Raw genomic sequence first — 13,487 nt, forward strand, 5'->3', positions numbered from 1 at the left:
AAAAACCGAAAATCGCGTATTTGAAAATTTTTATTTTTATTTTCCAAATACGCGATTCTCAGAAAAAAATGATTTTTTGATCACTTATTTTCGATTAAGTATAATCATATCTTAAGAACTTACAACCTAATTTTTTCTCTATCTCCTTTTGTCTTTTATAATCTAATTTTTCATTTTTTTTATGATGCTTTTCATCAAACTCTATTGCTAATTTTAATTCTGGTATGTACCAATCTATTTTGTAATTTAAAACAGGATATTGACTTTCTATTCTATAATTAGAAAATAGTTTTCTAATTATATCTTCTCCAAAACTGAACTCTGCCTTAATAAAACGATAATTTAACATCTCTTCATTCTCAAATTCTTCGTTAAATATTTTATTAGCCTGTAAAACAACTTCTTCATCAACCCCACAACTCGAAATAATCATATTTAAAGCTAATTTATGATTATTTTCATTAAAAATCCTTATCCCTGCACTTGCTTTTGTAGCTTTAGAGGCTTTCTTCCACTTTTCTTTGTTTTCTGAAAATTTTGTAATTATGTTATCTCTATTTTCTTCCTTAAAAGAAGAGTAATACTTTACAAATGTAGCCTTCCCAACAGTTTTAAGATTTTCTTTAACTTTAAGTAATCTGCTATCAGCAATAACAAAATTATCATTTTCAGTTAAAAACTCTCTTAAAAAAGAAATGTAACTGTTCAAGGAAGTCTTATAGCTTGCTGTAGCTGTTCTAATATTGGCTTCTTTAGCTATTTCTAGTTTATGTTTTGGCAAATTATTTTCTATTTCATCTTGAACAGAGTATGTTAACTCCGTTAAAATACTTGCACATTCATCTTTCTTAAAACACTCTTCTAAACTTCCATAATAACTTTCTATTCTCTTTAAATATGAAATTTTATTTCCTATACTTTTTTCGCTTAACCCTCTTAAAAGCAACCAATCCTTATACTCTTGTTCTCTCATTTATATTTAATATTTATAGATTTTAAATTAACTCATAGTAATATCAACGAAAAAACAGGTTTCATAAACTAAATTTTGCCATACACTTTAGTTAAAAAAGTTTTGTGATATGCTATGCTTTAACAATTTTTAACTACGATACTTTTTCGTTCAACTTTTTGCCTAAAGTAATATTTTTCTCTTAAACCTAAAAAATTATAAGTTTTAACTGTATTCTTCAAACATAACATTTCATTTTAAATAAAAAATGGATAAAAAAACTATATTTTATAATCATTTTTACTATTTTTATTTACATAAAAAACATTATTAGTTTATTTGCATTGCAATAATTAATTAAAAACAGAAATTATGTGTGGAATTGTATGTGCGTTTGATTTAAAACAACCTTCAGATATATTAAGACCTCAAATTTTAGAAATGGCTAAAAAAGTTCGTCATAGAGGTCCAGACTGGAGTGGTATTTATAATGATAAAAAAGCAATAATGGCTCATGAACGATTAGCTATTGTTGATCCTACATCAGGACAGCAACCTCTATTTAGTTACGACCGTAGATTCGTGCTAGCTGCCAATGGTGAAATATACAACCACAAAGAGATTAGAAAACAACTGAAACAACAACATGAATTCTTAACACAATCTGATTGTGAAGTTATCTTAGCTTTATACAAAGAAAAAGGTGTTGAGTTTTTAGATGACCTAAACGGAATTTTCGGTTTTGCAGTATATGACTCTATGACCGACGAGTATTTAGTAGCTCGTGACCATATGGGAATTATCCCTTTATACATGGGATGGGATAAACACGGAACTTTTTATGTTGCTTCTGAATTAAAAGCCTTAGAGGGAGTTTGTAACAAAATTGAAGTATTTCCTCCTGGACATTATTACACTCGTGAAGATGGTTTGCAAAAATGGTACACTCGTGATTGGATGGAGTATGAAGCCGTTAAAGACAACCAAACTTCTATAGATGAGTTACGCGATGCTTTAGAAGCCGCAGTACACCGTCAGTTAATGAGTGATGTACCTTACGGAGTATTATTATCGGGTGGATTGGATTCTTCTATCACTTCAGCAATTGCTAAAAAATACGCAGCAAAACGTATAGAGTCTGATGATAAAGATGCTGCATGGTATCCGCAATTACATTCATTTTCTGTAGGGTTAGATGGATCTCCTGATTTAGCTGCAGCAAAAAAGGTATCAGAACATATAGGCACTATTCATCATGAAATTACCTTTACCATTCAAGAAGGGTTGGATGCTATAAAAGATGTAATCTATAACTTAGAAACCTACGATATTACAACAATTCGTGCCTCTACACCTATGTATTTAATGGCTCGTGTAATTAAATCGATGGGAATAAAAATGGTCTTATCTGGTGAAGGCGCTGACGAACTTTTTGGAGGTTATTTATACTTCCATAAAGCGCCAAATGCTGAAGAGTTCCATAAAGAAACAGTACGAAAATTAGATAAGTTATATCAGTACGATTGTTTGCGTGCAAACAAAAGTTTAATGGCTTGGGGAATTGAAGGACGTGTTCCATTCTTAGATAAAGAATTTATGGATGTTGCAATGCGTATTAACCCAGAAGACAAAATGATCAACGGAGAACGTATGGAAAAATGGGTATTACGTAAAGCCTTTGAAAGTTATTTACCAAAAGAAGTAGCTTGGAGACAAAAAGAACAATTCTCTGACGGAGTTGGCTATAACTGGATTGATACCTTAAAACAAGTAGTTGAAACCGCCGTTACCGATGAAATGATGGAAAACGCTGCACACCGTTTCCCTACACAAACACCTAGAGCGAAAGAAGAATATTACTACCGTTCAATTTTCGAGGAGCATTTCCCTAGCGAAGCTGCTGCTTTAACGGTTCCATCTGTACCTTCTATTGCCTGTAGCACTCCTACAGCATTAGCATGGGACAAAAGCTTTCAAAACCAAAACGAACCAAGTGGTAGAGCTATAAAAACAGTTCACGAAGATGCTTATTAAGCCTGTTCGTAATTTTTAAATTTTTAGTTGTGTAAAAAATCCCGAGCCAATGGCTCGGGATTTTTTTATTTATCCTTCTTCAGAAAATAATCCGTCAACTGACCAATAACGTTCTCCTGTATCGTAATTAAACGTCAATACTTTGGCTCCTTTCGGAATTTCTTTTTTAAACTTATCAATAGCTGCTAAAGAGGCTCCAGTTGAGATTCCGGTTAAAATACCTTCTTTCTTTGCTAAAGCTTTGGCAAATTTAAAAGCATCTTCTTTTTCAACCGTAATCGCTCCGTCTACTACTTTTCCATCGTACGTATCCGGAATAAAACCTGCTCCGATTCCTTGTAACGGATGCCCTCCTGGTTCACCTCCACTTAACACAGGTGACATTGCTGGTTCTACTGCGTAGGTTTTCAACTTCGGGAAATGTTGTTTTAAAATTTCTGAAACCCCTGAAATATGTCCACCAGTACCAACACCTGTAATTAAATAATCAATTCCATCAGGAAACGCTTTTAAAATTTCTTGCGCTGTTGTCTTTTTGTGAATTTCAGGGTTTGCCATATTTTTAAACTGCTGAGGCATCCACGCATCTTTATGATTATCGACTAATTCTTGTGCTTTTTCAATTGCCCCTTTCATTCCTAATTCTTTAGGAGTTAAATAGAATTCTGCTCCGTATGCTGCCATAATTCGTCTACGTTCTATACTCATAGATTCTGGCATTACTAACAAAATCTTGTAGCCTTTTACCGCTGCTACCATTGCTAAACCAACGCCTGTATTACCTGATGTTGGCTCAATAATTACAGTGTTTTGGTTAAGCAGTCCTTTTGCTTCTGCATCTTCAATCATTGACAATGCTATACGATCTTTAATGCTACCTCCCGGGTTAGCTCTTTCTAACTTCATCCAAACTTCAAAATCGTTTGAAAATAAGTTATTAATTTTAACCTCGGGGGTATTTCCGATTGTGCTTAAAATAGTAGTATGTTTCATAACTAAATAACAAAATTTATAGGTTCTTTCTTAATCTTTTCTCCTTTAACAATAACTTGACTTTTGTGAAATACTTTGGTTTCAGCCTCAATACTTGAGGTTAACCAAACATTACCACCAATGACGCTATTTGCTCCAATAACAGTATCTCCTCCTAAAATGGTCGCCCCAGAGTATATAACTACGTTGTCTTTTATAGTAGGATGCCTTTTAGTATCTTTAATTTCTCTTGAAACCGAGATAGCTCCCAACGTTACTCCTTGGTAAATTTTTACTTGATTGCCAATTATCGTAGTTTCACCAATTACCACTCCTGTACCATGATCTATCATAAATTGTTTTCCGATTGAAGCGCCTGGGTGAATATCAATTCCAGTTTTACTATGCGCATATTCCGATAAAACTCGAGGAAGAATAGGCACATTTAATTTATATAATACATGTGAAAATCGATACACAGCAGTAGCGAAAAATCCGGGATAGGCTATTTGAATTTCTCTTATGGATTTTGCTGCCGGATCGTTTTGCAATATAAATTCAGCATCTTCAATTAAAATATCATAAATAGATGGAATAGCATCAAAAAGTTTTTCTTTAATACTTAACAATTCCTCTTTATCTGTTAAGACATCATCTAAAACATCTGTAAAATTACTTTCTAGCTCCCTGAAATACGCATTAAAATCTTCTTCGGATGTTATTTGCTTCTCACCTATTTGAAACAATACATCATATAAACTCTGAATAAATTTTTCTGCTTTTGCTTTACCTACAAAACATTTACACTCACTTATTGATGTTAAAAATTGTGCTTTAAAATTATTTTTTTTCATATTTATCAAAAAACAAAAAACCACTTCTATTCGAAAACAGAAGTGGTTGATTCATATTATTATAAAATAAAAATACACTACATTGCCAACATCTGCTTCTTTTTTAAGAAACAACACTGACAAGTACATACTTTATTTAATTTTTTCACTAACATACTTAACAAATGTAAAGTTATTTTTTGGAAGAAAAAACCTAAAACTATATAAAGATATAGTCTTAACATCTTTCAAAATTTACGTTTTAAGCCTTTTTTGTTAAGTTGCAATTTTACCAACTAGCATTTTTATACTGATTTTTATTTTAAAGTTATTTTTAAGCGATTTAAGACGCTTTTTTGTTTTTAAAAATTGTTGATAATTTTCAATATAAATGGCTTAAAAACTTTATTTCAAAGCTTTAAAAGTGTAAATTTGTAAGATTAGCAATCGCTCTTAGCCAGCGATTATTTTTTTTGATATGAAATTATAAATTCACTTATAAAATGAGCGAAGAAAAAAAACATAATTATTCGGCCGATAGTATTCAGGCGCTAGAGGGAATGGAGCACGTACGTATGCGTCCGTCTATGTATATTGGTGATGTTGGAGTACGTGGTTTACACCATTTAGTATATGAGGTTGTAGACAACTCTATTGATGAGGCTTTAGCAGGTCATTGTGATACTATTTCGGTAGACATTAATGAAGATAATTCTATCACCGTTAGAGATAACGGTCGTGGTATTCCTGTAGGTATCCATAAAAAAGAAGGCGTTTCTGCTTTACAAGTAGTAATGACCAAGATTGGTGCTGGAGGTAAGTTTGATAAAGATTCATATAAAGTATCTGGAGGACTACATGGTGTTGGAGTTTCTTGTGTTAACGCACTTTCCGATCATTTAACTGCAACTGTACATAAAGAAGGTAAAATTTGGCAACAAGAATATGAAAGAGGTAAAACTTTGTACCCTGTAAAAACTATCGGAGATACAGATTTTACTGGAACTATTGTTACCTTTTTACCAGATAAGTCTATCTTTCAACAAACAACAGAATACAACTACGATACCTTAGCTACTCGTATGCGTGAATTAGCATACCTAAACAAAGGTATCACTATTACATTAACAGATAAACGTAACCAAGACGATGAAGGAAACGACATTTCTGAGGTATTTCATTCAGAAGAAGGTTTATCTGAATTTGTGAAGTTCTTAGACGGAACAAGAACTCAAATTATTCAAGATGTTATTTCTATGGAAGGCGAAAAAAATGGCATTCCTGTAGAAGTTGCTATGGTGTATAATGATTCTTATGCTGAAAATTTACACTCATACGTAAATAACATTAACACGCACGAAGGTGGTACTCACCTATCAGGTTTCCGTCGTGGTTTAACGCACACCTTGAAAAAGTACGCCGATGAATCTGGTTTACTTAAAAATGTAAAATTCGAAATTGCTGGTGATGATTTCCGTGAAGGACTTACAGCAATTGTATCTGTTAAAGTAGCAGAACCTCAGTTTGAAGGTCAAACAAAGACAAAATTAGGTAACCGTGAAGTAAGTGCTGCTGTATCACAAGCTGTATCTGAAATGTTAACGGATTACCTAGAGGAAAACCCAAATGACGCTAAAACTATTGTTCAAAAGGTTATTTTAGCTGCACAAGCACGTCACGCAGCACGTAAAGCTCGTGAAATGGTACAGCGTAAAACAGTAATGAGTATTGGTGGTTTACCTGGTAAATTATCTGACTGCTCTGAAACTGATCCTGCTCAATGTGAAATCTTCCTTGTTGAGGGAGACTCAGCAGGTGGTACTGCAAAACAAGGACGTGATCGTAACTTCCAAGCAATTCTTCCTTTAAGAGGTAAAATCTTAAATGTAGAAAAAGCAATGCAACACAAGGTTTTTGAAAATGAAGAAATCAAAAATATGTTTACAGCACTTGGTGTTTCTATCGGTACAGAAGACGACCCGCGTGAGTTAAACTTATCAAAATTACGTTATCATAAAGTAGTTATTATGTGTGATGCCGATGTAGATGGATCTCACATTGCTACTTTAATTCTAACATTTTTCTTCCGTTACATGCGTGAAATGGTTGAACAAGGATATATTTATATTGCTACCCCTCCTTTATATTTAGTTAAAAAAGGACAAAAACGTGAGTATGCATGGGATGACAATCAACGTGATTTAATTGCTCAGAAAATGGGTGGTTCTGTTAATATTCAACGTTATAAGGGTCTTGGGGAGATGAACGCAGAACAATTATGGGACACCACAATGAACCCTGAGTTTAGAACATTACGACAAGTTACCATTGATAACTTAACTGAAGCCGATAGAATATTCTCTATGCTAATGGGTGATGAAGTTCCTCCACGTAGGGATTTCATAGAAAAGAATGCAAAATACGCGAATATTGATGCATAAAATATTTTCTTAACTTTAAAAAAGCTCAATAATATTATTGAGCTTTTTTTTATTTTATATTTTTACCAATTAAACAACACCCTCATAATTATGAAAAAAATTCTTTTACCACTTTTAACTTTAATGGTAAGCTTTAGTGTTAAAGCTCAGGAGTTAGAAACTATTTTATTAGCAAAAGAAGATGCTAGCAAATTAACAAACGCTTATTTAGACCCTGCTATGAAAGGTTTTATTTATAGCATGAACAATGGTTGGTATCACACCGCTAAAGTTCATAAGAAATTTGGTTTTGACATTACCATTGGAGCTAATGCTTCTTTCGCTCCTTCTAAAGACGAAATGTTTAATATATCTAAGTTAGGTTTATCACAAAACACAAAAGTAATAAACAACGCTTTTGATACTCCTACTGTACTAGGCTCAAGTAGTGATAATGTTACTACAGCTGAATTTGAATACACTTTACGTGATGATCAAGGGAACGAAATAGGTACTGCTAATTTTACCATGCCTGGTGGAGTAAAAGAAGACTTACCTGTCAACGCCGTACCTGCTCCATCTGTTCAAGTAGGATTAGGGCTTCCTTTTAAATTTGAAGCAATGCTTAGATACTCTCCTAAAGTAGGTTCAGATGATGTAAAAGGTGGATTATTTGGTATTGGTGTTAAAAAAGAAATTACTGATTGGTTTGGACCAATGGACAAAACTCCTTTACATGTTTCTTTATTAGCTGCCTACACAAATATGAATGTAGATTACACTATTGGTGACGTAAATGGAGACATTGAAGCTACAAATGCTATTACTGAATTTAATTTAAATTCATATACCGTTCAAGCTATAGCCTCTTTAAACTTCCCTGTTATCAACATTTATGGAGGTATTGGATATAACGGAGGTAACACAAGCTTAGATATGAGAGGAGATAGTTTTTACGCTAACTATTCTACACCTTTAGGCACAGAAAGAGAAAACCTAGGAACAAATCCACTATCATTAAGCTCTAGCTCTGGTAGTTTTAACACCACATTAGGTGCTCGTTTAAGTTTAGGTTTCTTTAAAATCTTCGGAAGTTATACGTTGCAAGAGTACAACTCTGTTAATGCAGGTATTGCTTTTAGCTTTAGGTAATTTTCATCAAAATAAATGCTACAAAAAACCCATTGAAATATCAATGGTTTTTCTTTTATATCCATAGCCAAATCGCTATTTTTGTGCATCTTGTGCGGATTCCGCACTTATAAACATAATTAATTACAAAAAACATATATAAAATGAAAGTAACGGTTGTAGGAGCAGGTGCTGTAGGTGCTAGTTGTGCTGAGTACATTGCTATTAAAAATTTCGCTTCAGAAGTTGTTTTAGTTGATATTAAAGAAGGTTTTGCTGAAGGTAAAGCGATGGACTTAATGCAAACTGCTTCTTTAAATGGTTTTGACACCAAAATTACTGGAACAACAGGGGACTACAGCAAAACTGCTGGTTCTGATATCTGTGTAATTACTTCAGGAATTGCTCGTAAACCAGGAATGTCTCGTGATGAGTTGTTAGGAATTAATGCTGGTATCGTAAAATCAGTAGCTGCTAGTTTAGTTGAGCAATCTCCTAATACAATCATTATCGTAGTATCTAACCCAATGGATACAATGACGTATTTAGTACACAAAGCAACTGGATTACCTAAAAATAGAATCATTGGTATGGGTGGTGCTTTAGATTCAGCTCGTTTCAAGTATCGTTTAGCTGAAGCTTTAGAAGCTCCTATTTCTGATGTTGACGGAATGGTTATTGGTGGTCACTCTGACAAAGGAATGGTACCGTTAACTCGTTTAGCTACTCGTAACTCTGTTCCTGTATCTGAATTCTTATCAGAAGAAAGATTAGAACAAGTAAAACAAGATACTAAAGTTGGTGGTGCTACTTTAACAGGTTTATTAGGTACTTCTGCTTGGTATGCTCCTGGTGCTGCTGTATCTGGAATGGTACAAGCAATTGCTTGTGATACAAAAAAGATTTTCCCTTGTTCAGCTTTATTAGAAGGTGAATACGGTTTATCTGGTTTATGTATTGGTGTACCAGCTGTATTAGGTAAAAACGGAATTGAAAAAATCGTTGAAATTAACTTAAGCACTGAAGAAAAAGAAGCTTTAACTTCTTCAGCAGAAGCGGTTAAAAACAACAACGCTGCATTAACTTTCTAAGAAGTTAAAGGCACCTAATTTTAAAAGTCCTGAGCAGTTTTTGTTCAGGATTTTTTTATAAAAAAATGTTAAAGTTATTATGCTAATGTAAGATTTTCAGAATCTAAACGTCTTTATAGTAGAGAAGCATTAGTAGTGTTTCTTTTCATAGTTTTTCATAGCAATTTTCCCACTTCATCCTTGAAGTGGGGTTGTTTTTTTATACTATACCGCTTGCTGAACTACTTCAAACAATTCTCCTCCTTCACATTTAATTACTTTTTGTTTAAACTTTACAATTAATTGATAATCGTGAGTTGCCATTAAAATTGTCTTTCCGCTTTGGTGAATTTCATTCAATAACTCCATCACCTCTAGTGAAGTTTTCGGGTCTAAGTTTCCCGTAGGTTCGTCTGCTAAAATTAATTCAGGATCATTTAACAATGCTCTAGCAATTGCTACACGTTGCTGCTCCCCTCCTGACAATTCAAAAGTTTTTTTATAGTATTTTTCCTTCATCCCCACCTTATCTAAAACTTCATGAATTTTATCTTTCATTTCATTTTTATCTTTCCAACCAGTAGCTTTTAACACAAATTCTAAATTCTCGTAAACATTTCTATCGTTTAATAATTTAAAATCCTGAAAAACAATTCCAAGTTTTCTTCGTAAAAAAGGAATATCCTTCTCCTTTATTTGCTTTAAGTCGAAATCAACTATACTACCCAAACCACGTTGCAAACGTAAATCACCGTACAAGGTTTTTAACAAACTACTTTTACCGCTTCCTGTTTTTCCTATTAAATAATAAAAATCACCTTTATTCAGGGTAAAATTTACTTTTGACAACACTAAATTGTCTTGTTGATAAATATCTGCGTTTTCAAGGTGTAAAACAGGATTTTCCATGGAATGTAGTTTTTTTACAAATCTAAAATTTTATAACGTAATTCTGTAACATTTCTTACTTTTGATAAAATGTCTCCCAACAAAAATAAAAAACTAACGTTATAGTTTCTAGATAACTAAAAAATATGAGAGTTAATTGTTTCAAAAAAAGCTGCTACTTATTTCTTTTTTTAACCTTTACAACGATAATAACGGCACAAGAATCGGCTATAAATAGTCATTCAAATGCCGATTTTCATAAAGCAATGCGTTTGTATAATAATAAAGCATACGCTGCATCTCAAGAAATTTTCCGAAAGATTTCACATAATTCAGAAGAACATCATAACTTAAAGGCTGATGCTGACTATTATGATGCTATGTGTGCCATAAAGCTACAGCAAGATGATGCCGACAATAGAGTTATTAAATTTGTTGAAAACTATCCTTACAACAATAAAAAAGAAAAGGCATTTTTAAATGTTGGTAATTATTATTTTGCTAACAGAAAGGCTGCGCATTCTTTAAAATGGTATCAAAAAGTAAATGAAAAATTACTAAGTCCAGAAGAAAAAAACGAGTTGAACTATAAAATGGGATATGCACTTTTAGTTTCTAATTATTTAAAGGATGCTAAGTCTCGTTTTCAAACGCTATTAGGAAATCCTATTTATGGTAATGATGCTCGTTATTACTATGGTTTTATTGCTTACAAGCAAGAAAACTTTGGAGAAGCAGAAGACAATTTAAGTCAATTAGCCAACGATGCTACTTACCAAGCAAAAGCGAATTACTATATATTAGACATCAGTTTTAAAGCTGGAAGGTTTGATAAATCAATTCAAATTGGAGAACAATTATTAAAAACTACAAAAGATCAAAAAGAGGTTTCTGAAATTTCTAAAATAGTAGGTGAAAGTTATTTCAACCTTAAAAAATATGACAAAGCAATTCCGTACTTAACAAAATACAAAGGTAAAAATGGTCGTTGGACGAATACAGACTATTATTACTTAGGATATGCTTATTATCAACAAAAAGATTACGAAACTGCTATTAGCAACTTTAACAAAATTATTGGAGGAAACAACAAAGTAGCGCAAAATGCTTACTATCATTTAGCGGAATGTTATTTAGAGTTAGATAAAAAACTAGAGGCTTTAAATGCATTTAAAAATGCTAGTGAAATGGATTTTGATGCTAAAATAACAGAAAGTGCTTCGTTAAACTATGCTAAATTGAGTTACGAAGAAGGTAACCCGTACGAAAGTGTTCCTGATGTTTTAAAAGGATTTTTAACTAAATATCCTACGTCACCCAATACAGCTGAAATTAGTAATTTATTAGTTACTTCATACTTACATCAACAAGACTATCAAGGTGCTTTAGACTTTTTAAGCACTTCTGAAACTCCTGAAAGTAAAAGTATTATTAATGAAGTGTCGTTATACAGAGGTATTCAGTTATTTAATGAAAATAAAATTGCCGAGGCTAAATCGTATTTTACTAGTGCTACACAGTCAGAAAACCCAACTGTAAGTAACAAAGGGGCTTATTGGTTAGCTGAAACTGAATACTCTTTGGGTAACTATCAAAAAGCTTTAGACAGCTTCCTTTCTGTTACCAATAAAGACATAGAAGAAGCTAAAATGCTTAACTACCAAATTGGATACACAAACTTCAAGTTAAAAAGTTATCCGAATGCAGCGAAATACTTTCAGCAATTCCTAGATCAAAATATAGATGATAACGATTTGAATGATGATGCTTCTAACCGTTTAGGAGATGCATATTATGCTTCAAAAAGTTATTCAAATGCTATAAAAGCGTACAACAAAGTAATTCAAGAAGGTGGTGTTGGTGCCGATTATGCACAATATCAAACAGCAATGAGTAATGGTTTCTTAGGTAAAAACGATGTTAAAATTCAATATCTAGAAACACTGATTAATGAGTATAGCGAATCTCAGCTTAAAGATGATGCTTTATTCCAATTAGCTACTACATATACTACTACAAACAATACCTCAAAAGCTCAAAAAACCTATGAGCGTTTATTAGCGAATTACCCTACAAGTAATTACGTTCCTAATGTATTATTACGTCAAGGTCTGTTATACTACGGTAGTAATAACAATAGAAAAGCTATTGAAAAATATAAGGAAGTAGTTGCAAAACATCCAACCTCTAACGAAGCAAGACAAGCGGTTACGAACATCAAAAATGTATATATCGATTTAGGAAAAGTTGATGAATATGCTGCTTGGGTTAAAAACATACCTTTTGCTAATGTTACCAACGCCGAATTAGATAATGCTACTTACCAATCTGCTGAGAACAAATTCTTAGAAAACAACAATCCAAAAGCTATTGAAGGATTCAACAAGTATTTACAATCATTCCCTAACGGAATAAATGTATTAAAAGCTCACTTTTATTTAGCGCAAGCTTATAACAACACTAAGCAGTTTGATAAAGCAATTCCTCATTACTCTCATGTTTCAAAACAAAACAAGAATGAATTTACAGAGGAATCATTAACAAAACTTGCTAATATCTATTTAGAAAAACAAGATTGGAATAATGGTATTTTAGTACTTCAACAATTAGAGAAAGACGCAAACTATCCGCAAAACATCATTTTTGCCCAAAGTAATTTAATGAAAGGGTATTACAACAAAAATGATTATGCTAACGCAATCGTCTATGCTGAAAAAGTATTAACTACAGGTAAGGTTGACACTAATATTGCTGAAGACGCAAAAATAATTTTAGCACGCTCTTCTTTTAAAAAGAATGACTTTTTAACTGCCGAAGAATACTTTAATGAAGCTAGTAAAAAAGCTACAGGTGAGCTAAAAGCTGAGTGTTTATATTACAATGCCTTCTTTTTACATGAGAACAAAGAATACGAAGCTTCTACCAAAGCTGTTCAAGACTTAATTGCTAATTATTCTTCTTACAAATATTGGGGAGTAAAAAGCTATATAATCATGGCGAAGAACTATTATGCTTTAAAAGATGCGTACCAAGCAACTTACATCTTAGAGAATATTATTAAAAACTTTACTCAGTATAAAGATGTAATTGAAGAGGCTAAAAATGAACTTCGTACCATTAAAAACAAAGAAGCCAAAACAAACGAATCAGTAACTACCCAAAACTAAAATTTGTTAATAACAAACGA

The 13,487-nt window shown here is 32.6% G+C and carries 9 protein-coding genes; 5 read left to right on the forward strand and 4 right to left on the reverse strand.

The genetic code is table 11. The features are described 5' to 3' along the window. Positions 1-94: 94 nt before the first annotated feature. On the reverse strand, positions 95-973 hold the full coding sequence (locus Q0663_RS08335; RefSeq protein ID WP_299009280.1) for a DUF559 domain-containing protein: 879 nt from the start codon (positions 971-973) through the stop codon (positions 95-97). A gap of 351 nt (positions 974-1,324) precedes the next feature. Between Q0663_RS08335 and asnB the strand changes: the two genes are divergently transcribed. After that, on the forward strand, positions 1,325-2,986 hold the full coding sequence (gene asnB, locus Q0663_RS08340; protein WP_299009283.1) for an asparagine synthase B: 1,662 nt from the start codon (positions 1,325-1,327) through the stop codon (positions 2,984-2,986). A 69-nt stretch (positions 2,987-3,055) separates the two neighbouring features. On the opposite strand, the gene cysK is transcribed toward asnB, so the two are convergent. After that, positions 3,056-3,979: a cysteine synthase A gene (gene cysK / locus Q0663_RS08345; protein ID WP_299009286.1), complete on the reverse strand. Its 924-nt coding sequence runs from the start codon at positions 3,977-3,979 to the stop codon at positions 3,056-3,058. A gap of 2 nt (positions 3,980-3,981) precedes the next feature. Beyond that, on the reverse strand, positions 3,982-4,812 hold the full coding sequence (gene epsC, locus Q0663_RS08350; protein ID WP_299009289.1) for a serine O-acetyltransferase EpsC: 831 nt from the start codon (positions 4,810-4,812) through the stop codon (positions 3,982-3,984). 482 nt (positions 4,813-5,294) lie between these two features. Here epsC and gyrB point away from each other — a divergent pair, with 482 nt between their 5' ends. From gyrB to mdh, 3 genes are all read left to right on the forward strand, one after another. After that, a complete protein-coding gene (gyrB, locus tag Q0663_RS08355; RefSeq protein WP_299009291.1) occupies positions 5,295-7,232 on the forward strand; it encodes a DNA topoisomerase (ATP-hydrolyzing) subunit B in 1,938 nt (645 codons plus the stop codon). A gap of 90 nt (positions 7,233-7,322) precedes the next feature. Then, entirely contained in the window at positions 7,323-8,363 is a 1,041-nt protein-coding gene (locus tag Q0663_RS08360; protein ID WP_299009296.1) for a DUF6588 family protein, read from the forward strand. A 143-nt stretch (positions 8,364-8,506) separates the two neighbouring features. Then, on the forward strand, positions 8,507-9,433 hold the full coding sequence (gene mdh, locus Q0663_RS08365) for a malate dehydrogenase (protein ID WP_299009300.1): 927 nt from the start codon (positions 8,507-8,509) through the stop codon (positions 9,431-9,433). A gap of 204 nt (positions 9,434-9,637) precedes the next feature. Here mdh and Q0663_RS08370 read toward each other — a convergent pair whose 3' ends face one another. Continuing rightward, positions 9,638-10,321: a cell division ATP-binding protein FtsE gene (locus tag Q0663_RS08370; protein WP_299009303.1), complete on the reverse strand. Its 684-nt coding sequence runs from the start codon at positions 10,319-10,321 to the stop codon at positions 9,638-9,640. 125 nt (positions 10,322-10,446) lie between these two features. On the opposite strand from Q0663_RS08370, the gene Q0663_RS08375 reads away from it, so the two are divergent. After that, positions 10,447-13,467, forward strand: a complete 3,021-nt coding sequence (locus Q0663_RS08375) for a tetratricopeptide repeat protein (RefSeq protein WP_299009306.1) — start codon at positions 10,447-10,449, stop codon at positions 13,465-13,467. Positions 13,468-13,487 lie beyond the last annotated feature (20 nt).

The organism is uncultured Tenacibaculum sp., assembly GCF_947504135.1.
Lineage (GTDB): Bacteria > Bacteroidota > Bacteroidia > Flavobacteriales > Flavobacteriaceae > Polaribacter.

What these genes read in the sequence shown, in the direction of transcription:
- gyrB (WP_299009291.1), top strand. Translation starts at nt 5,295, where the DNA reads ATGAGCGAAGAAAAAAAACATAATTATTCGGCCGATAGTATTCAGGCG.
- mdh (WP_299009300.1), top strand. Translation starts at nt 8,507, where the DNA reads ATGAAAGTAACGGTTGTAGGAGCAGGTGCTGTAGGTGCTAGTTGTGCT.
- cysK (WP_299009286.1), bottom strand. Translation starts at nt 3,979, where the DNA reads ATGAAACATACTACTATTTTAAGCACAATCGGAAATACCCCCGAGGTT.
- epsC (WP_299009289.1), bottom strand. Translation starts at nt 4,812, where the DNA reads ATGAAAAAAAATAATTTTAAAGCACAATTTTTAACATCAATAAGTGAG.
- Q0663_RS08370 (WP_299009303.1), bottom strand. Translation starts at nt 10,321, where the DNA reads ATGGAAAATCCTGTTTTACACCTTGAAAACGCAGATATTTATCAACAA.
- Q0663_RS08375 (WP_299009306.1), top strand. Translation starts at nt 10,447, where the DNA reads ATGAGAGTTAATTGTTTCAAAAAAAGCTGCTACTTATTTCTTTTTTTA.
- asnB (WP_299009283.1), top strand. Translation starts at nt 1,325, where the DNA reads ATGTGTGGAATTGTATGTGCGTTTGATTTAAAACAACCTTCAGATATA.
- Q0663_RS08360 (WP_299009296.1), top strand. Translation starts at nt 7,323, where the DNA reads ATGAAAAAAATTCTTTTACCACTTTTAACTTTAATGGTAAGCTTTAGT.
- Q0663_RS08335 (WP_299009280.1), bottom strand. Translation starts at nt 973, where the DNA reads ATGAGAGAACAAGAGTATAAGGATTGGTTGCTTTTAAGAGGGTTAAGC.